Here is a 23,806-nt window from a genome sequence, read left to right as displayed (position 1 = left end):
GTTTATTCTTATGAAAATGATCAAGTCGGTAGCGATTGTGGCGCTTATGGGCGGCTGTGCGATTGCAACCATGGATGTGCGGCCAGCCTCAGCTCTCACGCTGATGGATTTTATCCGCGGCGGCAGGAAGCGCACGCCGGAGCAGGCCTACCCGGTTCAGCCCGGGTACGACATGATGGCGCCGCAGCGCCTTGAAGATAGAACCGCGGTAAAGCCGCCCCGTGTTTCCAGCCCGCGCTATTACACCTACAAGCCTGAGCAGATGCGCAGGATTGCGACTGATCGCCTGGTCGATCCGGTTGTGACCGGTTCGGTGCAGAGCTATGGCTTTCCGCCCATGCTGCGGATTCCGCTTGCCGATGCCCGCAAGTTTCTGCCGCAGGTCGAGGTGCGCGCCCCGGCCGAGGTGGCAAAGGCGGTCGAAGCCTTTTATGCGGGCCGTACCGATTTCGTCTGGATCGGAGGCGACGGCATCAACGGGCGGGCCCGTGCTGCCCTCGCTGTTCTTGGCGATGCCTCCAAGGTTGGACTCGACCCCAAGGACTACGCCGTCACGGTTCCGGCCGATGACTTCGACCGCGCCGATATGGTCGTGCGGGAAAAGGACCTGGTGCAATTCGAGATTGCCATGTCGGCGGCGGTGCTCACCTATGTCCAGGATACGGTTCGGGGCCGCATCGACCCGAACAAGATTTCCGGCTACCACGACTTCAAGCGTAAGAGCGTCGATCTCGTCGCCTTCCTCGACGAGGCCGCCACGAGCGCCGACGTTGCAGCCCTGATGGAAGAACGCAACCCGAAGAACCCGCAGTTCCTGGCGTTGAAACAGGAGCTCGAAAGGTTGCGAGCCGAAACGGATGCTGCTCCGCGCGTCGAGATCGCGCCGGGGACGCTGCTGAAGCCGGGCGACAACAATCCGGAGCTGGCCAATATCGTCGCCGGGATCAAGCTGAAAGCTTCCGAGGGGCTGAAGGCCGAGCATGCCGTCGTGCTCGCCGGCTATCAGGGTACGCCCGAATACACCCCCGAACTGGTTTCGCTGGTCCAAGCCTTTCAGAAGGAGCAGGGGCTGAAGGCGGACGGCGTCGTCGGCCAGGCCTCGATCCGGGTATTGACTGGTGGCGATACGACCGCCAGCAAGATCAACAAGCTCGAGATCGCGATGGAGCAGGCACGCTGGCTGCCGAACGATCTCGGTAATCGTTACGTCTTCATCAACCAGCCGGCTTTCATGGCTTACTATACCGACCACCGCGCGGAACAATTTTCGATGCGCGTCGTGGTCGGCTCGAAGGCGAACCAGACCTATTTCTTCCATGACGAGATCCAGACCGTCGAGGTCAATCCCTATTGGGGCGTGCCCCAGTCGATCATCGTCAACGAGATGCTGCCGAAGCTGCGCAGCGATCCGAGCTATCTCGACCGCATGGGCTATCAGGTCGAGGTCGGCGGCCGGGTCGTTCCGTCCTATGCGGTCGACTGGTACGGATCGACGAACTCGATTGCCGTGCGCCAACCGCCGAGCAGCGACAACGCGCTTGGCGAATTGAAGATCCTCTTCCCGAACTCCCATGCGATCTACATGCACGACACGCCGTCGAAGAGCTTCTTCAAGCGCGACCAGCGGGCGTTGAGCCACGGTTGCGTCCGCCTCGCCGAGCCGCGCCGCATGGCAGCGGCCGTCCTCGGAATCAGCATGGAAGACGTCGGCAAGGAAATCGCCGCGGGGCACAACCGGGCACTGCCGGTGCCGCAGAAGGTGCCGGTCTATGTTTCCTACTTCACTGCCTGGCCGAACAGGGACGGCAAGGTGGAGTATTTCAACGACGTCTATGAGCGCGACATGTACATGAACCGTGCCTTCGACGCGACCCGGAAGGCGCGGCAGCAAGGCGAGGGCTGACTAAGCGGTCGAGGGGTAGTCTTATTGACATGGAAGGCCCCGCTACTGGCGGGGCTTTTGCGTTTTGCGTCGCACGGAGAGCACGCGCGGGCCGAGAACCTCCCCGGAGAGCCAGCCACTATGACGCCGTCCGCCTCAAAGCCGGTCGGCACCTCGAGCGCAGAGGTGGTGCTTTACTTCTTCTTTTCCCGCCTGAGAACCGTCCTGACGAGCTCCGGCGTCAGTTCGTCGAAATGCTCGATGATCCGGTCGGGCGCGAGGCTCGCGATCGGCACATCGGAGTAACCAAACGGTACGGCGATCGATGGAACGGAGGCATTGCGGGCGACGAGAATGTCGTTGAGGCTGTCGCCGACCATGACCGTGTGTTCCGCGGCAGAGCCGGCATGGGCGACCGTCGAGAGGAGGTGCTCGGCATGCGGCTTGCGGACGGAGAACGTGTCGCCGCCGGAAATGGCGGCAAAGCGGTCAAGGAGGCCGAGACCTTCGAGCAGGCGCCTCGCCAGCATTTCCGGCTTGTTGGTGCAGACGGCCAGTCGCAGGCCGGCGTCCTGCAGGCGATCGAGCGCCGAGACCAGCCCGGGATAGGGCAGCGATCCGCCCGGCATCGAGCCATGATAGAAGTCCACGAACTCCTTCATCTGCCAGGTCAGTTCCTCCTCGCTCAGCGCTTTGCCGCGCAGCGCGAAGGTCCGCTCGATCATCGCACGGGCGCCGTGGCCGACAAGATGCGTTAGATCTGCGTAAGTAACCGGTTCGATACCTGCTTTGGTCACCGCGTGGTTGAGGCTGGCGACGAGGTCGGGGGCGGTGTCGACGAGAGTACCGTCGAGATCGAAGACGACAAGGGGCTGAGACAAGGGGAACCTCGCAAGGAAAACGTCCTGTTCGCCTAGGCGAAGTGCGCGCAGAATGCAACGGCAGCCGGGGCCGTGGGCGTTGCCGGAATCCGCCGCGTCGCTCGCATTTTGGCTTTTGTTTGCTGCGACCGCCGTGTAAGTGTCTCAGCGGAAATTGGGCGGGAGCCGGTGATTGGCCGCTCGCCGGCCGGATAGTGACAAGGGAGCGAGTGGCGCATGGACGCCCGCCAGATGAAGATCAAGGCCGCCCAGGCGGCGCTTGACTATGTCGAAAGTGGAATGCGGCTTGGCATCGGCACCGGGTCGACGGCCGAGGAATTCGTCCGGCTGCTGGCCGAGAAGGTGGCGTCCGGCTTTCAAATCCTAGGGGTGCCGACCTCCGAGCGGACGGCGCGGCTTTGCCTCGAACTCGGCGTTCCGCTGAAGTCGCTCGATGAGTTGCCTGAGCTTGACCTGACCATCGACGGTGCCGACGAGGTCGACGGGAACCTTCGGCTGATCAAAGGTGGAGGCGGAGCGCTGCTGCGTGAAAAGATCGTTGCGAGCGCCTCGGAACGGATGATCGTCATTGCCGACGAATCGAAAGTCGTCGAGGTGCTCGGTGCCTTCAAACTGCCGATCGAAGTGAACCCGTTCGGCCAGGTGACGACCCGGCTGGCGATCGACAAGGTTGCCGCACGGCTCGGTTTGACCGGCGAGATCGCCCGGCGGGCCTCCGGCGACGGACCCTTCATGACCGATGGCGGCCACCTCATACTGGATGCATCTTTTGGCCGTATTCCTGATGCAGAGGCGCTTGCGGCCGAATTGAACGCGATTCCGGGAGTCGTCGAACACGGGCTCTTTATCGGGATGGCGTCGCTGGCGATTATCGCCGGTCCGGAGGGGGCGCGCACGCTCACGGCAGGCTGAGGGCCCAGCCGGGTCCGATTTCGCGCCGCGGCCGTGGCGCAAACAGAATTCCGCACATGAATGCCTGGCGGCGGCAATTGGCCGGGCGATATGTGCCAACACAGGAGCATTGATAAAAATGAACAAAATCACGAGTTTCGCCCGGGCATTCGCAACCGCGGCCGTTCTCCTTTCGGTGTCGGTTCCCGCCGTCAAGGCGCAGGAAGTGACGGAGGACCAGATCAAGGCGGCCCGCGCGACCATCGCAGCGCTCGGCGTCACCAACAGCTTCGACAACATTCTGCCGAACCTTGCCGAACGGCTGAAGAACTCGCTGATCCAGGCGTCGCCGAACCATCAGGAACTGATTTCGGCAACCGTCGACGAGAAGGCGCTTGGTCTCGCCGCGCGCCGCTCGGACCTGGAACGCGAGGCGGCGACGATCTATGCCAAGACCTTCTCGGTCGAGGAACTCAATGCGATCACCGCATTCTACAGCTCGGCGGCCGGCAAGAAGCTCCTGAACGACGGCCCGATCGCCTCCCGCGAACTCTTGAAGGCGGCCGATATCTGGGCAGCCGGCGTTTCGCGCGACCTCGCCCAGGACGCAACCAAGTCGCTCGATGAAAAGATCGGCAGCGCTCCGGCAGCGGATGCCGGCACGCAGGCACCGGCGCAGCAGTAATCCTATGGAGCCTTTGGGCTCATCTGCGGAGCCCGGAGCGATCCGGGCTTTTCTTTTTTGGGGTCGCAACTCTATATCAGGCGCAAGCGATTAGGGTCCGTCGTTTAAACGCGGAGCTGAAGCTGCGACCGACCGCGTCAATTCCATCATGTTTCTTTTCAGGAGTTCTCCATGAGCGCTTTCGACTATGACCTTTTCGTGATCGGCGGCGGCTCGGGAGGCGTGAGAAGCGGAAGGCTGGCGGCGGCGCTCGGCAAGAAGGTGGCGATCGCCGAGGAGTTTCGCTACGGCGGCACCTGCGTGATCCGCGGCTGCGTGCCGAAGAAGCTTTATGTCTATGCCTCGCAATATTCGGAGCATTTCGAGGATGCAGCGGGCTTCGGCTGGAATGTCGGCGAAAGCCGCTTCGACTGGAAGAGGCTCGTGGCGGCCAAGGAACAGGAGATCACCCGGCTCGAGGGGCTTTATCAAAAGGGGCTCGCAAATGCCGGTGCGGAGATCTTGAACACGCGGGCCGAACTTGCCGGACCCAATGAGGTGCGGCTGCTCGCGAGCGGCAAGACGGTGACCGCGGAACGCATCCTGATCGCGGTCGGCGGCCATCCGAGCCCGCATGACGCGCTGCCGGGACATGAGCTCTGCATCACGTCAAACGAGGCCTTCGACCTTACTGAGCTTCCGAAATCGATCCTGATCGCCGGTGGCGGGTATATCGCCGTCGAGTTCGCCAATATCTTCCACGGCCTCGGCGTCGAAACGACGCTGATCTATCGCGGCAAGGAGATTCTCTCGCGCTTCGACCAGGACCTGAGGCGCGGCCTGCATGCGGCGATGGAGGAGAAAGGCATTCGTATCCTCTGCGAGGATATCATCCAGTCGGTCTCGGCCGGCGCCGATTGCCAGCGGGTCGCCAAGACCATGAAGCATGGCGAAATCGCCGTCGATCAGGTGATGCTCGCCCTCGGCCGCGTGCCGAACACCAAGGGGCTCGGCCTCGAGAATGCCGGCGTCAAGGTCAATGAGCGCGGCGCCATCATTGTCGACGCCTTTTCGCGCACGAGCGCGCCCGGGGTCTACGCCCTCGGCGACGTCACGGACCGCGTGCAGCTGACGCCGGTGGCGATCCACGAGGCGATGTGCTTCATCGAGACGGAGTACAAGAACAATCCCACCTCGCCGGATCACGACCTGATCGCGACGGCCGTCTTCTCGCAGCCGGAAATCGGCACGGTAGGCTTGAGCGAGGAGGAGGCGGCGCGGAAATATGACGAGCTCGAAATCTACCGTGCGGAATTCCGGCCGATGAAGGCGACGCTGTCGGGACGCAAGGACAAGATGATCATGAAGCTCATCGTCAATGCCGCGGATCGCAGGGTCCTGGGCGCCCATATCCTCGGGCACGACGCCGGTGAAATGGCGCAACTGCTCGGTATTTCGCTGAAGGCTGGATGCACCAAGGACGATTTCGACCGTACCATGGCGGTGCACCCGACGGCGGCCGAGGAACTGGTGACGATGTATTCGCCAAGCTATCGGGTGTGGGAAGGCGAAAGGGTCGCTTGAGCCGCGGTTCCGCCGGGCGCGAAAGCCAAGCGCGGTAGCCGATGTTTTCTGGTAGAGTGGCTTTCCAAGCCTCCTGTTAACGTTTATAAGCCCGCATCCGCGGCGTGACCGGCCCGTGCGGATGTGGCGGCTCGGGCCGGCCAGCTTGCCGGTTCGAACGAACTCTCCGAATGCCGGGCGGCCTGGTGGCCGCAGGGGGCGCGACGCGGTCCGGCCGCGTCAGACAACAGGTGATGGAAATGGCACAGACTTGGACTCCGAACAGCTGGCGGCAGAAACCCATTCAGCAGGTGCCGGATTATCCGGACCTTGCAGCGCTTGACGCGGTCGAAGGGCGTCTCGCGAAGTTTCCGCCACTCGTCTTTGCCGGCGAGGCTCGGCGTCTGAAGAGTGCACTCGCAAACGTGGCCGAGGGCCGCGGCTTCCTGCTGCAGGGCGGCGACTGCGCCGAGAGCTTTGCCGAGCATGGCGCCGACACGATCCGCGACTTCTTCCGCGCTTTCCTGCAGATGGCGGTTGTGCTGACCTTCGGCGCCCAGCAGCCGGTCGTCAAGGTCGGCCGCATCGCCGGTCAGTTCGCCAAGCCGCGCTCCTCGGGCGTCGAAAAGCAGGGTGATGTCACGCTGCCGAGCTACCGCGGCGATATCATCAACGGCATCGAATTCACGGACCAGGCGCGCATCCCCAATCCGGAGCGGCAGATCATGGCCTATCGCCAGTCGGCCGCAACGCTCAACCTGTTGCGCGCCTTCGCCATGGGCGGCTACGCCAATCTCGAGAACGTGCATCAGTGGATGCTCGGCTTCGTCAAGGACAGCCCGCAGGCCGAGCGCTACCGCAAGCTCGCCGACCGGATTTCCGAGACCATGGATTTCATGAAGGCGATTGGCATCACCTCGGAAAACCATCCGAGCCTGCGCGAGACCGACTTCTTCACTAGCCACGAGGCGCTGCTGCTCGGCTACGAGCAGGCGCTGACGCGCGTCGATTCGACCTCCGGCGACTGGTACGCCACCTCCGGCCACATGATCTGGATCGGCGACCGCACCCGCCAGCCGGACCATGCGCATGTCGAATATTGCCGCGGCATCAAGAACCCGCTCGGCCTCAAATGCGGTCCGTCGCTGACCGCGGATGGTCTCCTGGAGCTGATCGACCTGTTGAACCCGGCCAACGAGGCCGGCCGCCTGACGCTGATCTGCCGCTTCGGCCATGACAAGGTCGCCGAGCACCTGCCGCGTCTGATCCGCGCCGTCGAGCGTGAAGGCAAGAAGGTCGTCTGGTCCTGCGATCCGATGCATGGGAACACGATCACGCTCAACAATTACAAGACCCGGCCCTTCGAGCGGATCCTCTCGGAAGTCGAGAGCTTCTTCCAGATCCACCGCGCCGAGGGCAGCCATCCGGGCGGCATCCACATCGAGATGACCGGGAACGACGTGACCGAATGCACCGGCGGCGCACGCGCCCTTTCCGGTGACGATCTCGCGGACCGCTACCATACCCATTGCGATCCGCGTCTCAACGCCGATCAGGCGCTGGAGCTTGCCTTCCTTCTTGCCGAACGCATGAAGGGCGGCCGTGACGAAAAGAAGATGGTGGTCAACGGCTGAGTGATCGCAGACGCGCCGAAGGTTCAATTCTACTGAACAATCGCCGCATCTTCTGAATTTGACAGCGCCGGGCCAGCTTGTGAAGCTGGCCCGGCTTTTTTGTTGCAGTGGAGAGGGGAATGACGGAAATCCATGAAGGCGGATGCCTCTGCGGCGCCGTGCGGTTCAAGACGAAGGGGAAACTGAGGGAGCTGATTTTCTGCCATTGTTCGCAATGCCGGAAGCAGACGGGGCTCTACTACGCCGCTACGAATGTCCTCGACAGCCACATGGAGGTCCAAGGCGCGGACCAGATCACCTGGTACCGCTCCAGCACGAGCGCGAAGCGCGGCTTTTGCCATCACTGCGGCTCGGCGCTGTTCTGGAAGGCGGACGGGCTCGACTATACCTCTATTCTCGCAGGGACGTTCGACGGGCCGACCGGTCTCGAGCCCGGCTATCATATTTTTTGCGCCGACAAGGGTGATTTCTACGACATCCACGACGACCTGCCGCGCTTTGCGGAAGCGTCACAGTAACGCGCTCGCCCTCAGGGATATGCGACCACGGACTGATCGAAGGCATCCGCCAGCGCTTCGAACTTGACTGCTTCCCAGGAGGCGTATTCCTCGATGAGCCGGCTGCTCAACCAGAACCGGCCGCGTGCGCCATCGTCTCCCTTGCCGATGAAATCGGCCGCTTCTGCGCGCGCGAACAGCCGGCGAATATGGGTGTTCGAGATCAGATAACGTTCGGCAAGTCTCGCAAGGCTGACGTCTACCCAGACCTTGCCGTGGACGGCGAGAGTGGGCGGGCGCGCCATCAGGTCGTCGAGGATCACCCCGCCGGATTCCGACCATACAAAGATCGCCACGCTTTCCGGGGGCTGCGTCCATCTCGGGTCCGAGAGCAGCCGCCTGGCGACACGGGGCTGCGCGCGCTCGAAGATGCCGGGATCCGTCTCGAGGCGTCTGACGCGCGATCCGCCGTCCAATAAATCGAGTGTGCTCATCTGCGTCTTGAACCAGAGCCGCATGGCGTTTTCGCTGATTTCCGTCGGCTCGAGGGGACGCGTTCTTTTCGTGCGACCGCCATTTGCCGGGCGGAGCAGTTTGTAGGCTACGAGTTCGGCGAGGAAGGCCGTCGCCGTGTTCCGGCTGGCAGCGCCCGTTTCGCGCATGACTTTCAGCAATCGCGCTGCGGTGATGCCGGAATCGGCGTCGTTCGGGTCGCGCTCCAGGTGTAAGGCATAGGCGGCTTGCGTCAGCATCCATCTCTGGTGGGCTGCCACGAGGCGCGCGATGCGCGGAAACAGGTCGTTCATGGAAATCAGGGTACGCGCGCCCGCTTGCAAGACCTCAAGAAATTGAGGGTTTTGCACGAGAGCGTCCACCGTTAAGGTGGGCGGAGTCTTCCGTCCGGCTTCTTCCGTCCCAGCAAGCCGCTGCATCTGTTGCGTATGCTCCAGATCTCTCCACGCACCGAATGCTCGCTTACCCCGTGCCCCGGCGCAATCAACATAAAATCTCACCTTGGCCTAAACGCGCAAGTACGCCGTTTGGGTTCACGTAAATTTTAGGGGAATTTGCGGCGCCGATGCCACCGGCGGGTGAAGAGCCGTGGCTGCTATAGTTTGGTATGACTAACGGCTTGGCCGGTAAGCTCAGGATTCGTGCGGACATAGCAGCGTCTCCGCAGAATTTTGAAGTTGATTTCTGGCATCCGTACAGCTGTACGACGCGCGAAAATCGTTAAAGCATCGTATCTGTTGTCATTTTAGCGGAGTCTGACTTGCGCAAAAGTTGATTCTGTCTTGTTTCGGATCGGCCTGCATCCAATCGGAACCCGGCGAGAATTGGGGCGCGGATAGTCAAATACGCAATTGGCCCGGCGGGGACACCGGGCCAATGAGTGCGTTCGCAGACGATCCGCTTATAAGCCGGCGCTGAAAAGTTCGGCGTGCGACTTGAAGAAGCGCTCGGTGCTATAGCGCTTGCCGAACATCATGTCGTGCTGGAGGAAGCGGTAGTCGCGCAGCGTCACCGGAATCTTCGGCTGGCGCAGCCAGTTCTCCAAGCCCTTGCCGTTCTTGCGGATCAGCAAATAGCGATCGAGAACGCGGAAGTGGTCGTGAACCTTACCGAGGAAGCCCGTGTAGTAGGGGTGCTCATAGCCCGCCTGCTTCAGGATCTGGTAGGAAAGAAAAGCCGGGCTGATGCTGCCGATATCCTTTTGCGCACCGGTCTTGTTCGACCAGACGACAAGCGGCGTTTCGTGCTGCGCCTTCATCTGGTCCTTCGAGCCCTTGCGTTCCGCCGTCACGTCTTTCATGTAGCCGGTGCTGGTGTAGACGGTGTTGAGCGGCGGCAGGTGGTCGCCGAAGAGAACGATGATCGTCTCGCGATCCCGCTGCTTCGCCCACTCCATGAGCATTTTCAGGCTGTCGTCGGCCTCCTTGATCCCTTGAGCGTAGGTGGCAAGCACCTGCCGGTCGCTTTCCGGGAGGTCGCCCTCGACCTTGATGGTGTTCTTCGCGTAGCGGTTCGGCTCGTAGGGCCCATGGCCCTGCAGCGTCACGGCAAAGAAGAAGAAGGGTTCGTCCATCGCGTCGGCCTGGCGGATGATCTCCTTTGTCAGCGATTCATCCGAAGCGAAAATTCCGCGCTTCTGCATCGCCGGCAGGTTCTCTTCGGAGCGGAAGGTATCGAAGCCGAAGGCCTTGTAGACGGCGGTGCGGTTCCAGAACCAGCCCTGGAACGGGTGGATGGCGCGCGACACATAGCCTTCGCCGCGGAAGAAGGTTGCGAGCGACGGGATCGGATTGCGGATATATTGCTGGTATGGAATGCTGCCATAGGGCAAGAAGGCATTCGAAAAGCCGGTCAGCGCTTCGAACTCGACATTGGCCGTCATGCCGCCGAATTCGGGCGAGAAGACGTTGCCGCCCTGGAGTTCGCGGATCGTCGGCATCGGATCGGGCGTCAGCTTGACCTTGGGCAGACGCGTCGGATCCCAGAAGGATTCGCTCATCAGCACGATGACGTCCGGCTTGCCCCGATGCGTCGTTCCGGCGGGCAGCGGCTTTACGGGAATTCGACCGATCGCATCGGCCATGTAGCCGGGCGGAGCGCTCACATTGGCCATCGGCAGGTTGATCGCGAAGGCGAGCACGAAGCCGTTGTGGCGGTAGTTCTCGGTCTGGTCCCACATGATCGGAATGACGCGCAACCGGTCACGGACCCACGAGAACTGGTTGTAGTCCATGATGTTCCAGAAGGCGACGAGCAGCGGCAGGGCGAAGACGACCCGTGCGAGACGCTCCCGGCTGGTCAGCTTCGGAAAATTCCGCCAGGCGTAGCGCAGCAGCAGGGCGATGGCGATGACGGTTGCCAGAATTCCGAGAACGACGCCGACTGCGGTCCATGGCCGATCCTTCACCAGCACCGGCATCAGCTCCATGATCTGACGGCCGAACAGAAAATCGGTGGGATAGAGCGGGTCGGACAGGAAGACTTGCTTCTGCTGGCAGATAAATGCCGGGATGATGGCGAGCGGCGCCACCACGAGCGCGCCCTTGTGCTCACGGCCAAACAGCGCGTCGAGGGCCAGCATGACGAGGAAGAAGACTGCGACCGTCGTCCAGGCCGGCCGCATCGGATCGATGAAATAGGCGATCGTTTCGGAGCCTGACTGGCGCACGATGAACTCGACCGCAAAGACGATCGTCGCGGCAAGCGAAAGCGAAAACAGCGCGCTGCGGGTGCCCGCCAGGGTCTTTGCGTGTCTGACGGAAAAGCCCGGCCTTTCGACATAGACCTGAGGACCTCTCGCGGCGGAATCGATACTGGCCACAACTTCTCCAATTTCACAAAACTTTCGTTCAACTGTCATACGACCGTCATCTTGAACGGGGGATGAATGGCGAAGCGGCTTTGATGATCCTCAGGTTCCCGCTGTGGCGACGGGTCCCTGTCGCGTCACTAACGGCCGGGAACAACAGGATTTTTCAGATTTTTTCTACGCATTGCGATTGGGAGGGGGTTTTTTGCCACCTGATGCGTTAAGTACAAGCCTTAAGCTGGATGCATTCGCCGAGGAAACACCGACAGGCCTGCCATGACCCCACAGAAAGCCGCACCTTCGACGCTACGGATCGCCGTAGCCCAGCTCAATCCGACCGTCGGCGATATCGCCGGCAACCTGGCCAAGGCGCGCGAAGCGCGGGCCGACGCCGCGCGCCAGGGCGCCGACCTGGTGCTGTTCACCGAGCTTTTCATTTCCGGCTATCCGCCTGAAGACCTGGTGCTGAAACCGGCCTTCCTGAAGGCGTGCCTGCGCGCCGTCGAGAACCTCGCCGCAGAGACGGCGGATGGAGGGCCGGGAGTGATCATCGGCTTCCCCCGTCAAGCCTCCGCGCAGCGGCACAATTCGGTGGCCGTCCTGGACGGGGGCAAGATCATCGCCGTCCGTGACAAGGTGGATCTGCCGAATTACGGCGAGTTCGACGAAAAGCGGGTGTTCGATCAAGGCGAGATGCCCGGTCCGGTGAATTTCCGCGGCATTCGCATCGGGGTTCCGATCTGCGAAGACATTTGGGGAGAGCTCGGCGTCTGCGAGACGCTCGAGGAAAGCGGCGCCGAAATCCTGCTTTCTCCGAACGGATCGCCCTACTACCGCGGTAAAGTTGATGTCCGTCACCAGATCGTGCTGAAGCAGGTGATAGAGACCGGCTTGCCGATGATCTATGCCAATCAGCTCGGCGGGCAGGACGAACTGGTCTTCGACGGCGCGAGCTTCGGCTTCAATGCCGATCGCTCGCTCGCCTTCCAGATGAGCCAGTTCGAGGAGGCGCTCGCGATCTCCGAATGGACGAGGGGTGACGACGGCTGGGTCTCACACAACGGACTCCGGTCTCGCCTGCCGGAATGCGAGGAGGCAGACTATCGCGCCTGCATGTTGGGGCTGCGCGACTACGTCAACAAGAACGGCTTCAAGAACGTCGTCCTCGGCCTGTCGGGCGGCATCGACTCGGCGATCTGCGCGGCGCTCGCCGTGGACGCGCTCGGCGAGGAGCGGGTTCGCACGATCATGCTGCCCTATCGCTATACGTCGCGGGAATCGCTGAAGGACGCCGAGGCCTGTGCCAAGGCGCTCGGCTGCCATTATGACGTCGTTGCGATCGAGGAGCCCGTCGAAGGCTTTCTCAATGCTCTCGCCGACACGTTCGAGGGGACCGAATCCGGGATCACCGAGGAGAACCTGCAGAGCCGCACGCGCGGCACGATCCTGATGGCGATCTCCAACAAGTTCGGCTCGATGGTGGTGACCACCGGCAACAAATCGGAAATGTCGGTCGGCTACGCGACGCTCTACGGCGACATGAACGGCGGCTTTAACCCGATCAAGGACCTTTACAAGATGCAGGTCTATGCACTGTCGCGCTGGCGCAATGGCGCTGTGCCGCCCGGAGCACTCGGCCCCTCCGGCGAGGTCATCCCGCTGAACATCATCGACAAGGCGCCCTCGGCCGAACTGCGGCCCAACCAGACCGACCAGGACTCGCTGCCGCCCTATCCGGTCCTCGACGACATTCTCGAGTGCCTGGTGGAGAAGGAACTGAGTACCGAGGAAATCGTCGCCCGCGGGCATGACGAGGCCACGGTGCATCGGATCGAACACCTGCTCTACATCGCCGAATACAAGCGGCGGCAGTCGGCTCCCGGGGTCAAGATCACCAAGAAGAATTTCGGCCGGGACCGGCGCTATCCGATCACCAACCGTTTCCGCGACCGAGGGTAGATCATGCGCAGTTCGGTGGAGATTTTCGATATTGCCACCGGCGAGACGCAAGTCGTCTGGCAGACGGAGCGGCTGGTCGAGGCGCCGAACTGGTCGCCGGACGGCAAATCCCTGATCATCAACGGCGACGGCAGGCTCTATCGGCTTGCCTTTGACGGTTCCGAGCCCGTGGAAATCGACACGGGCGTTGCCGGGCAATGCAACAACGATCACGGCATTTCGCCGGACGGGAAAACGCTGGCGATCAGCGACAAGACCGAATTCGGCAAGTCGGCGATCTATCTGCTGCCGGCCGAGGGCGGCACGCCGCTTCTGGTGACGCGCAACCTGCCGTCCTATTGGCACGGCTGGTCCCCGGATGGGAAAACCTTGACCTATTGCGGGATCCGCGACCAGATCTTCGACATCTACACGATTTCGGTCGATGGCGGAGAGGAGCGGCGCCTGACGCATGGCGAGGGCCGCAACGACGGCCCGGACTGGTCGCCGGACGGTGCGTGGATCTATTTCAATTCGAGCCGCACCGGCCGCATGCAGATCTGGCGGGTGAGGCCGGACGGCAGCGATGTCCAGCGCATCACCGACAGCCCTTATGGTGACTGGTTCCCGCACCCGTCGCCGGACGGCAGGCATCTGCTGGTGCTGTCCTATGACGGCGAGGTCTTCGACCATCCGCGCGATCTCGATGTGCGGCTTCGGCTGATGGATCCGGAAGGCAGCAATGCGCGTGTCCTCTTCGAACTCTTCGGCGGGCAGGGGACGATGAACGTTCCGAACTGGTCGCCCAACGGCGATGCCTTCGCCTTCGTGCGTTATCGGCCGGCTTGAGCAGGGCGCGGCGCCCCCGCCTTGCGTTTCGCCGGCGGCTGTGCCCATATGCGGCCGTCAGGTGCCCGCTTGCTGCGGGAGAATCGGGAAGCCGGTAGAATTCCGGCACGTGCCCAACGCTGTAACGGTGACGTCTGCGCCAAAAGAGTTCTGAGCATTTTCAGAGCTTTGCCACTGGTTCCTGATGCGATCTGGGAAGGTGGCGCAGCCGAGTGACCCGAAGTCAGAAGACCGGCCTGGCGAGATAGACCGGCCCCGCGCGGACGGCGGGAGGTTGCGCATTGTTGGGGATCGAACGATGCTGCCTGACCCGAACGGCTGCCTTGCGGCGGCCGGTGCCTTTTCGCCGGACGAGCGCGCCGCCGTCTATCGTGCCATCGAGACGCGCCGCGACGTGCGCGACGAGTTCCTGCCCGAACCGCTGCCCGAACCGCTGATCGCCCGCCTGCTCGAAGCGGCGCATCGTGCCCCGTCCGTCGGCTTCATGCAGCCGTGGAACTTCGTGCTCGTACGGCGAATCGAGACGCGGGAGAGGGTCTGGCAGGCATTCCAGCGCGCCAATGAGGAGGCAGCCGGAATGTTTTCGGGCGAGGCGCAGGCGAAATACCGGTCACTCAAGCTCGAGGGCATACGCAAGGCGCCGCTCGGCATTTGCGTGACCTGCGACCGGACCCGCGGCGGCGCCGTCGTGCTCGGCCGCACGCACAATTCGCAAATGGACGTGTATTCGACGGTTTGCGCGGTGCAGAATCTTTGGCTCGCGGCGCGGTCCGAAGGCGTCGGCGTCGGTTGGGTCAGCATTTTCCACGAGAACGAGGTCAAAGATATCCTCGGAATTCCGGAGCACATCGAAATCGTCGCCTGGCTGTGCCTTGGCTATGTCGATCGCCTCTACCAGCAGCCGGAATTGGCGGTGAAGGGCTGGCGGCAACGCTTGCCGCTCGAGGACCTCGTTTTCGACGAAGGATGGGGCGTCCGCGACAGCCTCGTAACGACCGCCCAAAGGGAAGGTGTCACTCGTTCTGCAGCGGCTGGTAACGCGATCCCCGAGGGTTCTTGAGATCGATCGCGCTCTCTTCCTGTGGCAGGAAGGCAGGACCGACAACGCGGACCTTGCTGCTCTTCGGATCATAGGGGCGCTCTTCCACGGGCTTTGCCCCCGCTGGTCCGAAGGCTGGTGCAGACGGCCCCTCGATCGTCACGACGGAAGGGCTGACCACCGAAAGCTTGGTTCCCGAGGGGGTGCTTTTGTTCTGATCCGTCGTGATCTTCGGAATCTGGCAGCCGCAGATGCCGGGAGAACCGACGTCGCGCACACGATAGGCGAAGGCGTTGGGGAGTTCCCTGTACGGCCTTCCCGTGGACGCCGAAACCATCTGCTCGCTCTCCTCGGTGGCGAGGACGTGATAATAGAGTTCCGTATCGGCGCCGGGGCATCGTGCCCGGCAAAGCTCGGCGTCGCGTCCGAAGTCGGCCGGCGTGGCGTTCGACGAAATCGGGAAAAATGCTCCGTCGCAGGTCCGCACGCACATGGTCCTGAAGCCGCCTGCCGCGCCGTTCTCCATGAATGTGAAATCGTCGGTCGGACCATCGAACAGCAACGGATAGTCCTCGCCGTCCGGCGGGAAGCTTTCGAGGATGTTGCGATGAGCGCGCGCCTCTTCGGTGCCGTATTCATCCGGAACCGTCTCGTCCCAGTTCGGAGCGGCGTCCCCCGAGCAGTCGTTCAATTCCATGGCGGCGAGGATCCGCCGGCGCATGTCCTCATTGCCCTTCGAAATCAGGTGCCGGCGTTGGGCCTTGAGCGTGTGGAGATTGTCCTCCATGCGCGCAATCGCATCGTCAAGCTCGGCACAGGCAGCCGCATTTTCGCTTTCGATGTAGACGACGGACTCGTCGCTGCATTCCATGCGCCGCCTTTCGTTCCTGGCGCGGCGAAGTTCGATGTTCTGTCGCGAAACCGCGCCGGTGAAATCGCGCAGATTGGCGTTTGTCGTGAACGCCGCCGGCAGCTCTGCGAGGCGGGCGCTGAGGCGCGCGCAGACGTCGGTGGCCGATGCCTGCCCAGGCATAGCCAAGGCGAGGGGCAGCAGAGCGGCCGCAAGGCGCATCATCCTCAAGGACGCAGTGGATCGGGACACTGACACTCGTCTTTCCTGCATTTCGCTCCGCTGATCGCGGGACAGGGGCGCCTGTAGTCACATCATACGACGTTAGGGTGAGGGCGCAACGACAAGACGGCGTTTGTGTTAATACGTGTTCCGAGACAGGAAGGGCCGGGCCGCCTGAACGGCCCGGCCATGATCAGGCCGCCCTTGCAGTTTCGAGCGACATGGGCCGTTCGAGCACCGTGCCTTCGATGAGGGCAACGGCCTTCATCTGTCGAAGCAGGCTTCTCGACACTTCCCAGGCGACCGCGACCGCGTAGACATTGCCGATCCTGTGCGGCTCGGCAATCCGTTCTCCGGGGCACCCCATGCGGCGGAACATCCGCTCAAGGAAGACGTCTGTGACGGTGACGATGTGGCTGATGCCGGAGGCAAGGCCAAGTTCGCCGACGCCGCACATCAGTTCGGCGGCGGCGACCGTCACCTGGTTCGAAGACCGGTCCTGGGAAATATCCGGGTCGATGCAGAAGCGGCTCGATTCCCAGACCGAAGCGCTCCGGATTTCCGGGTTGCCGCCGAGCAGCACCGGGAATGTATCATCCAGCATGTTCGGCCCCAGCGTCGGCAGGAGCCTGAGCGAGCCACGCAGCTTCCCGGTTTCCGGCGAATAGGACATCACATAGAGCGGATTGGCCTTGTCGTAGTGGTCGATTTCCCAATCGCCCTCGGTCCTGACGTCCCATTTCAAGAAGTCGTGGAAGACGCGCTTGCGCAGCCGGAACATCTCGTCGATGGCCTGCGGATGTTTTCCGCGAGCGTTTCCGTTCACTATCCTGATCATCTTTCGCTCCATCGTGTTTGCGCGATGGAGCGATGCTGTCAGGCTCGGGCGACACATGTAACTGTCGGTAGTGACAGTTTAATCCAACGATTTTTCCCACAAAATTTGTGGGGCATCCGGCGCCCGGAGCGAGCTCCGATGGTAAATTCCCCCGTCAGATGGTGGGGATCAACGCATGGCGGACTGCCTGCGCAACCGCTTGCGTGTTCGACACGACATTGAGCTTGCGGCGTGCATTGCTCATGAAGAAGCGGACCGTGCGTTCGGAAATGCCGAGGATCGTCGCGATTTCCCAATAGCTCTTGCCGGCTGCCGACCAGGTCAGGACCTCGGTTTCGCGGCTGGTCAAGCGCGGATCGCGCTCGTCGATCGTATCTGCCATCGTCCGCTCGAGCATCGAGGCATGAAAGAGATTGGCTGCCAGCTGGAAGTCACGCAGATGGCAGCGGCGATATTCGGACCATTCCGTCGGCGACATGTTGGCGCTGATCGCCAGCAGCGCCATGCGGCCGGCCGGCGAAGGCAGCGGCAGGGCGACCCCTTCCGTGGACAGGCCGAGGTCCTCTGCAGCCTCGAAGAGCGGCTCGCATTCGGGAAAGCGGCGGCGTGCGGGTGCCCATTCCACAGGCCTTACGCCTCCGAGAGCAAGCCGAAGGATAGGGTCGATCCGGTGAAGACCGCGCGACAGATAGAGCTCCTCGGCATAGGCGCCGAAGGTGTGATGCAGGCGGCAGACCTTGAGACCCTCGGCCGTCGGTTCCGCTTCCAGATAGAGAAGATGCGCAATATCGAAGGTACGACGCATCAAGGCGAAGAATTGCTGCGGTTCCGCACACCCGCCATATTCCACGATATCCAGCAGATCGAGGACAGCCTGTTGATTAGTCATGCCGTAACACCGATTCATGCCCCTAGAATAAACATGGTTTAGCCTGCCGGTTTTTGTCTAGTGCTATATTTCGTAATCGGTGCAAGTCTTTTCACTAGATCAATGCATGGTTGTATTTCCGCGGCAAGCTGCCGCGGAAATACCTAAAGCGCGATAGACCGGAGAGCCATTCCTCAGGCGGGATGGCTTGCCTCGACCACTGCAAGAGCCGCCATGTTGACGACGCCGCGGGAGGTGACGGAGGGGGAAAGGATGTGGGCCGGCAGCGCCGAGCCGAGCAGGATCGGCCCGACATGAAGGCTGTCCGTCATCGTCTTGACGACGCCGAGCGTGATGTTGGCGGCGTCGAGATTGGGGAAGACGAGCAGATTGGCTTCGCCCTTCAGCGTGCTGTTCGGCATCACCCGCTCGCGCAGCGTTTCGGAGATGGCTGCGTCCCCGTGCATCTCGCCGTCGACCTCGAGATCGGGCGCCAGCTCGCGGACGAGCTTGAGCGCGGCGCGCATCTTGGCGGCGCTCTCGGATTCGCGCGATCCGAAATTCGAATGGGAAACAAGGGCAGCGCGCGGCGTGATGCCAAAGCGGCGTATTTCGCCGGCGGCCATCACGGTCGTCTGGGCGATTTCCTCGGCGCTGGGGCTGAAGCTCACATAGGTGTCGGTGAAGAAGGTCGCACCGCGCTGGGAAATCAACAGGCTTAGCGCCGAGAAGTCGAGTACGCCCGGCTTCTTGCCGATGATCTGTGAAACGTCGCGCAGGTGTCGGCTGTAGCGCCCTTCGACCCCGCAGATCAATGCGTCCGCTTCACCGCGCTTGACCGCCAGCGCACCGATCACCGTCGTATTCGTGCGGACGATCGTGCGGGCGGCTTCCGGGATGACGCCGAGACGGCCGACAAGGGTGAAGTATTCTTCGACGTAGTCGCGATAGCGCGGATCTCCTTCCGGATTGACGACCTCGAAGTCGACATCGGGACGGATTCTGAGGCCATAGCGGCGGAGGCGGGTGTCGATGATCTGCGGACGGCCGATCAGGATCGGCTTGGCCGTGCCTTCTTCCAAGAGCACCTGGGCGGCGCGCAACACCCGTTCGTCTTCTCCTTCGGCGAAGATGACGCGGTTCTTGGGGGCGTTCTTGGCGGCTGCGAAGACCGGCTTCATGATGAAGCCGGAGCGGAAGACGAAGCGGTTGAGCTTGTCGAGATAGGCGTCGAAATCCTGGATCGGCCGGGTAGCGACGCCGCTCTCGGCTGCAGCCTTGGCCACCGCCGGAGCGATGCGCAGGATCAACCGCTGGTCGAAGGGCGAGGGGATGAGATAGTCGGGTCCGAAGACCGGCGTTTCCCCTGAATAGGCACGGGCCGCAACATCCGACGGCTCCTCGCGCGCCAGGCCGGCGATTGCCCGCACCGCCGCCATCTTCATCTCTTCATTGATGGTGCGCGCGCCGCAATCGAGCGCGCCGCGGAAGATATGCGGGAAGCAAAGGACGTTGTTGACCTGGTTCGGGAAGTCGGAGCGTCCGGTGCAGATCATCGCGTCCGGCCGCGCGGCGCGCGCCACTTCCGGCATGATTTCCGGTGTCGGGTTGGCGAGCGCCATGATCAGCGGCTTCTCGGCCATCTGGGCGAGCAGTTCGGGCTTGAGGACGCCTGCTGCAGAAAGTCCCAGGAAAACGTCGGCGCCGCCGATGCTGTCGGCAAGCACGCGATTGGCGCTGTCCTGCGCGTAGATGGCCTTCCATTCGTCCATCAGAACCTCGCGGCCCTTATAGACGAGACCCTCCAGGTCATGGACCCAGATGTTTTCGGGCTTGGCGCCAAGGGTGACGAGAAGGTTCAGGCAGGCAAGGGCGGCAGCGCCGGCGCCCGAGGCGACGATCTTCGCCTTGGCGATGTCCTTGCCGGCGAGTTCCAGGCCGTTCAGGACGGCGGCGGCGACAATGATCGCCGTTCCGTGCTGGTCATCATGGAAGACGGGAATGTCCATCTTCTCCCGCAAGCGGCGCTCGACCTCGAAACATTCCGGAGCCTTGATGTCTTCGAGATTGATGCCGCCGAAGGTCGGCTCGAGCGCGGAAACCACGTCGACCATGCGTTCGACGGTCGGCGCGTCGATCTCGATATCGAAGACATCGATGCCGGCGAATTTCTTGAAGAGGACGGCCTTGCCTTCCATCACCGGTTTTGAGGCCAGGGGACCGATATTGCCGAGGCCGAGCACGGCGGTGCCGTTGGAGACCACGGCGACGAGGTTAGAGCGGGCGGTGAAATCGGCGGCGCTCGCCGGGTCATCCCTGATGGCAAGGCAGGGGGCTGCGACGCCGGGCGAATAGGCGAGCGCCAGATCGCGCTGATTGCCGAGCGGTTTGGTGGGCTGGATCTCTAGCTTGCCCGGACGGGGGTAGCGGTGGAAGAAGAGTGCCTGCTGGTCGATGTCTCCGCTCGCCGGAGCCGATTGAGGTTTCGCTATTTCGCCCGTGGTCATGCCGTCACATCCCCGTTTCTGGATCGGGGCCTTTTGGCACGAATTCCCGCCCGCGTACAGTTTCACGGCAGCGCTTTTCATCAGCCCGATCCGGCCCGCCGAATTCCGGTGTCATCTTCCTGAAACACGAGTCTGGTTTTGACGAGGCGAGACAAAGCTCGAGAAGGCGAGGATCTCATGGTTGCGATATCGGGATCTCAACAGAATCCGGTGCGGAAATTGCGGACGCTGTTCATCTCCGACGTCCATCTGGGCTCGAAGGCGGCGAAGACGGACTACCTGATCGATTTCCTGCGCCACCATGAGGCCGAGACTATCATTCTCGTCGGCGACATCGTCGACGGCTGGCGGTTGAAGCGGAGCTGGTACTGGCCGCAGTCCTGCAACGACGTCGTTCAGAAGCTCCTGCGCAAGGCGCGCAAGGGTTCGCGCATTATTTACATTCCCGGCAACCACGATGAGTTCATGAGGGATTTTCCGGGCGTCCACTTCGGCGGTATCGAGGTCGCGGCGCGCCACATGCACCAGGGCGCGGACGGGCGCAACTACCTCGTGCTGCATGGCGACGAATTCGACGTCGTCGTGCGCAACGCGCGTGTGCTCGCCTATCTCGGCGACTGGGCCTACGACACGGCAATCGCTATTAATATCGGCCTTGCCGCCATTCGCCGCCGCCTCGGCATGCCGTATTGGTCGTTTTCGTCCTGGGCGAAGCTGCAGGTCAAGCACGCGGTGAATTTCATCGGCGAGTTTCAGAGGGTCGTTGCGGAGGAAGCCCGCCGGCATAACGCCCAGGGCGTGATCTGCGGGCATATCCATCACGCGGTGATCGAGGACATCGACGAGATCCGCTACATCAACACCGGTGACTGGGTCGAAAGCTGCACGGCGATCGCCGAGCATTTCGACGGCACGATGGAACTGCTCACCTGGCATAGCCTGCGCGGCGGAGTGGCGGTGGAAACCTCGGCCGATGGCTTGCCCGTGACTTTGGCCGCGCCGCGGGCAGCCTGAGGTCCTCGGTACCAGGCCTGAGCCCCACCAAAGTGGCTAAAACTAGCGGCTGGCGAGCTGGCGGATATTCGTGCTAGGGGTTGCGCACAGCCATCAGGTCCTCCCATGATTCCCGCATCCGCGCCCCCCGTCCTGGGGCCTCCGCCGCGTTATTTCGCGCTCCGCATCGCGTTGCTCTTCTGCGCGCCGCTGATCGTCAACGGCTTCGCCATGCCGTATTTCCCGGTCTGGCTCAACGGCTTGTCGATGAGCGATTTCGAGATCGGCGTGGTCCTCGCCGTGCCGATGTTCATCCGGGTCATCACGGCGCCATTGGCGGGTGTGCTGGCGGACAGGCTCGGTGAGCGCACGATCGTGCTGATCTGGTCGGCCTGCCTCTCGCTTGCACTCGCCTTCGTCCTCTTCTTCGCCAAGGACTTCTGGCCGGTGCTGGTGATCTATGCGCTGCAGTCGGCCGCCTATTCGCCTTACCTCCCGATCGTCGAGGCGATCGCGCTTTCGGGCGTGCGCCGCTGGGGTTTTGACTATGCGCAGATGCGCGTCTGGGGATCGATCGCCTTTATTGGTGCGACGATGCTCGGCGGCTGGATGACCGGCCTCATCGGCGGTGCAATGGTGCTGCCGGCGATGGCCGCCGGTTTCGGCCTGACCGTTGCGATGGCCTGCGCAGCTCCGCGCATCGGCCGCCCACGCAGGCCTTCGCCGATCACGGCAATCACCGAAGCGCCGCCGCAATCGCTGCGGCAGCCCGATTTGCAGCTGCTTTTGATCGGCGTCACGCTGGTCAACAGCAGCCATGCGATGCTGTTCGCGTTTTCTGCCATTTATTGGCAGCAGATCGGCTATAGCGGCACGCAGATCGGGGCGCTGTGGAGTGCCGGGGTGGCGGCGGAAGTGCTGATGTTCTTCTTTGCCAAGGCCATTACCAGGCGCTTCAGCGTCTGGACGATGATCTTCTCCGGCTGCCTGCTGGCGGTCGCGCGCTGGCTGATCTTTCCGATGGACCTCGGTTTTACCGGTTACTTCGTCCTCCAGTGCCTGCACGCCTTTACCTATGCGATCATGCACACCGGCATGCAGCACAAGCTGGTCGAGCGCGTCGCCGAGGAGCAGGAGGCCTCCGCCCAGGGCCTCTATTTTTTCTACACCGGCATCTTCACGGCGATCTTCACCTTCCTGTCGGGCTACTTTTACGCCTGGTTCGGTGTCGCCGGCTTCTATTCGATGTCGGTCGTGGCGCTATGCGGATGCTGCTTCGCCTATGCCGGCTGGTATCTTCAGCCCCACAGGCTCGGCTCGGGCGGGAAGACGAGCGAGGCCTCGTAGCGAAGCCCCGGGCTGCGGTCCTGTGCAAGCAGCAGCGGGCCGTCGAGGTCGACGAAGTCGGCTCCCTGCGCGACGAGGACGGCCGGAGCCATGGCGAGCGAACTGCCGACCATGCAGCCGACCATGACCTTCAGGCCGAGCGCCCGGGCCTCTTCGCGCATGCGCAGCGCCTCGGTAAGTCCACCGGTCTTGTCGAGCTTGATGTTCACCGCGTCGTAGCGTCCGACGAGCGCCTTCAGGTCTGCGGTCGCATGCACGCTTTCATCGGCACAGACGGGGACGGAGCGAGCTACGGAGCCCAGCGCCTCGTCACGTCCCGCCGGCAGGGGTTGCTCGATGAGGGCGATGCCGGCCTCGGCGCAGACAGCAAAATGCAAGGCGAGGTTTTCCGGCGTCCAGCCCTCGTTGGCGTCGAGGATGATGCTGCTTTTCGGTGCGCCTTTCCGCACCGCGCGGATTCGCCAGGTGTCGTCAGCGGTTCCGACCTTGACCTTCAGCAGCGCGCGATGGGCATATCTTGCGGCCTGCGCCATCATCTCTTCGGGCTCGGCGAGCGAGATCGTGTAGGCGGTCGTCAGGGCGACCGGAGCGGCGAGCCCGGCGAGCGCAGCGGCCGATCTGTTCGCCCGCTTGGCCTCGAGATCCCAGAACGCGCAATCGACGGCATTGCGGGCGGCACCGGGTTTCATCGATTGCTGCAAGTCGAGCCGCGTGATGCCAGATTCGATCGGCGCTCGAACGGTTTCGATTTGGCTCAGGACCGATTCGATCGATTCGCCATAGCGGCCGTAGGGGACGCATTCGCCCCGCCCGGTGACGGCGCCGTCGCTGAGCGTGCAGGTCACGACGCTCGCCGTCGTCTTCGAGCTTCGGGAGATGGTGAAGGTGCCGGCGATCGGAAAATGGTCGACGGTAGCTGAAAGCGAGATCGGCATCGTTATTCTCTCATGGGGTGGGGATTCGCCGTGTCCGCCATGTCCCGGGCGCTCTGTCGGGCCGGCGCGCTGTGTCTTTTCGGCCG

Annotated in this window: 19 protein-coding genes and 1 riboswitch; of the genes, 11 read left to right on the top strand and 8 right to left on the bottom strand. The window is 62.6% G+C overall.

Annotated elements, in window-relative coordinates; translation table 11 throughout:
* Nucleotides 1-10 precede the first annotated feature (10 nt).
* A complete protein-coding gene (locus SS05631_RS08715; protein WP_037424264.1) occupies nucleotides 11-1,903 on the top strand; it encodes a murein L,D-transpeptidase in 1,893 nt (630 codons plus the stop codon).
* Between the two features lie 173 nt (nucleotides 1,904-2,076).
* Here the strand turns inward: SS05631_RS08715 and SS05631_RS08710 are convergent, their stop codons facing one another.
* Nucleotides 2,077-2,763, bottom strand: coding sequence for an HAD family hydrolase (locus SS05631_RS08710; RefSeq protein ID WP_037424267.1), 687 nt, complete (start codon nucleotides 2,761-2,763; stop codon nucleotides 2,077-2,079).
* 216 nt (nucleotides 2,764-2,979) lie between these two features.
* Between SS05631_RS08710 and rpiA the strand changes: the two genes are divergently transcribed.
* The 5 genes from rpiA to SS05631_RS08685 all read left to right on the top strand — a co-directional run bounded on the left by rpiA (nucleotide 2,980) and on the right by SS05631_RS08685 (nucleotide 8,033).
* Nucleotides 2,980-3,675 carry a ribose-5-phosphate isomerase RpiA gene (gene rpiA, locus SS05631_RS08705; protein WP_037424270.1) on the top strand — a complete coding sequence of 232 codons (696 nt, stop codon included), beginning with the start codon at nucleotides 2,980-2,982 and terminating at the stop codon, nucleotides 3,673-3,675.
* Nucleotides 3,676-3,793: 118 nt separating this feature from the next.
* A complete protein-coding gene (locus tag SS05631_RS08700; protein WP_037424273.1) occupies nucleotides 3,794-4,339 on the top strand; it encodes a DUF2059 domain-containing protein in 546 nt (181 codons plus the stop codon).
* A gap of 171 nt (nucleotides 4,340-4,510) precedes the next feature.
* Nucleotides 4,511-5,902, top strand: a complete 1,392-nt coding sequence (gene gor / locus SS05631_RS08695; protein ID WP_037424276.1) for a glutathione-disulfide reductase — start codon at nucleotides 4,511-4,513, stop codon at nucleotides 5,900-5,902.
* Between the two features lie 239 nt (nucleotides 5,903-6,141).
* The gene (locus SS05631_RS08690; protein ID WP_037424313.1) at nucleotides 6,142-7,515 is read left to right on the top strand and encodes a 3-deoxy-7-phosphoheptulonate synthase class II; all 1,374 of its coding nucleotides are present in this window, start codon (nucleotides 6,142-6,144) and stop codon (nucleotides 7,513-7,515) included.
* 119 nt (nucleotides 7,516-7,634) lie between these two features.
* Entirely contained in the window at nucleotides 7,635-8,033 is a 399-nt protein-coding gene (locus SS05631_RS08685; RefSeq protein WP_037424278.1) for a GFA family protein, read from the top strand.
* Nucleotides 8,034-8,044: 11 nt separating this feature from the next.
* Here SS05631_RS08685 and SS05631_RS08680 read toward each other — a convergent pair whose 3' ends face one another.
* The gene (locus SS05631_RS08680) at nucleotides 8,045-8,944 is read right to left on the bottom strand and encodes a hypothetical protein (RefSeq protein WP_050988344.1); all 900 of its coding nucleotides are present in this window, start codon (nucleotides 8,942-8,944) and stop codon (nucleotides 8,045-8,047) included.
* A 482-nt stretch (nucleotides 8,945-9,426) separates the two neighbouring features.
* Nucleotides 9,427-11,346, bottom strand: coding sequence for an LTA synthase family protein (locus SS05631_RS08675; protein ID WP_037424281.1), 1,920 nt, complete (start codon nucleotides 11,344-11,346; stop codon nucleotides 9,427-9,429).
* 264 nt (nucleotides 11,347-11,610) lie between these two features.
* On the opposite strand from SS05631_RS08675, the gene SS05631_RS08670 reads away from it, so the two are divergent.
* From SS05631_RS08670 to bluB, 3 genes are all read left to right on the top strand, one after another.
* Nucleotides 11,611-13,293, top strand: coding sequence for an NAD+ synthase (locus SS05631_RS08670; RefSeq protein WP_037424283.1), 1,683 nt, complete (start codon nucleotides 11,611-11,613; stop codon nucleotides 13,291-13,293).
* Between the two features lie 3 nt (nucleotides 13,294-13,296).
* Nucleotides 13,297-14,121, top strand: a complete 825-nt coding sequence (locus SS05631_RS08665) for a TolB family protein (protein WP_037424285.1) — start codon at nucleotides 13,297-13,299, stop codon at nucleotides 14,119-14,121.
* A 42-nt stretch (nucleotides 14,122-14,163) separates the two neighbouring features.
* Nucleotides 14,164-14,376: riboswitch (cobalamin riboswitch) on the top strand.
* A gap of 43 nt (nucleotides 14,377-14,419) precedes the next feature.
* Entirely contained in the window at nucleotides 14,420-15,181 is a 762-nt protein-coding gene (gene bluB, locus SS05631_RS08660) for a 5,6-dimethylbenzimidazole synthase (RefSeq protein ID WP_037424288.1), read from the top strand.
* On the opposite strand, the gene SS05631_RS08655 is transcribed toward bluB, so the two are convergent.
* From SS05631_RS08655 to SS05631_RS08640, 4 genes are all read right to left on the bottom strand, one after another.
* Nucleotides 15,135-16,283, bottom strand: coding sequence for a DUF2865 domain-containing protein (locus SS05631_RS08655; protein WP_245369163.1), 1,149 nt, complete (start codon nucleotides 16,281-16,283; stop codon nucleotides 15,135-15,137). The two genes, bluB and SS05631_RS08655, sit on opposite strands and share 47 nt — an antisense overlap.
* Before the next feature lie 142 nt (nucleotides 16,284-16,425).
* Nucleotides 16,426-17,070 carry an acyl-homoserine-lactone synthase gene (locus SS05631_RS08650; RefSeq protein WP_037424317.1) on the bottom strand — a complete coding sequence of 215 codons (645 nt, stop codon included), beginning with the start codon at nucleotides 17,068-17,070 and terminating at the stop codon, nucleotides 16,426-16,428.
* Between the two features lie 154 nt (nucleotides 17,071-17,224).
* Nucleotides 17,225-17,959 (bottom strand): LuxR family transcriptional regulator, encoded by a 735-nt coding sequence (locus SS05631_RS08645; RefSeq protein WP_037424319.1) that lies wholly within the window; start codon nucleotides 17,957-17,959, stop codon nucleotides 17,225-17,227.
* Between the two features lie 173 nt (nucleotides 17,960-18,132).
* Entirely contained in the window at nucleotides 18,133-20,445 is a 2,313-nt protein-coding gene (locus tag SS05631_RS08640; RefSeq protein WP_037424322.1) for an NADP-dependent malic enzyme, read from the bottom strand.
* Nucleotides 20,446-20,622: 177 nt separating this feature from the next.
* Between SS05631_RS08640 and SS05631_RS08635 the strand changes: the two genes are divergently transcribed.
* Together SS05631_RS08635 and SS05631_RS08630 are read left to right on the top strand one after the other, a co-directional pair.
* Entirely contained in the window at nucleotides 20,623-21,459 is an 837-nt protein-coding gene (locus SS05631_RS08635) for a UDP-2,3-diacylglucosamine diphosphatase (RefSeq protein WP_037424295.1), read from the top strand.
* Between the two features lie 105 nt (nucleotides 21,460-21,564).
* Nucleotides 21,565-22,785, top strand: a complete 1,221-nt coding sequence (locus SS05631_RS08630; protein ID WP_037424298.1) for an MFS transporter — start codon at nucleotides 21,565-21,567, stop codon at nucleotides 22,783-22,785.
* Here the strand turns inward: SS05631_RS08630 and dgcA are convergent.
* The gene (gene dgcA, locus SS05631_RS08625) at nucleotides 22,737-23,720 is read right to left on the bottom strand and encodes an N-acetyl-D-Glu racemase DgcA (RefSeq protein ID WP_037424301.1); all 984 of its coding nucleotides are present in this window, start codon (nucleotides 23,718-23,720) and stop codon (nucleotides 22,737-22,739) included. The two genes, SS05631_RS08630 and dgcA, sit on opposite strands and share 49 nt — an antisense overlap.
* Between the last annotated feature and the right edge of the window lie 86 nt (nucleotides 23,721-23,806).

Source organism: Sinorhizobium sp. CCBAU 05631 (genome assembly GCF_002288505.1).
Taxonomy (GTDB): Bacteria; Pseudomonadota; Alphaproteobacteria; order Rhizobiales; family Rhizobiaceae; genus Sinorhizobium; species Sinorhizobium fredii_C.
This window is presented reverse-complemented; position numbering and strand designations above follow the sequence as displayed.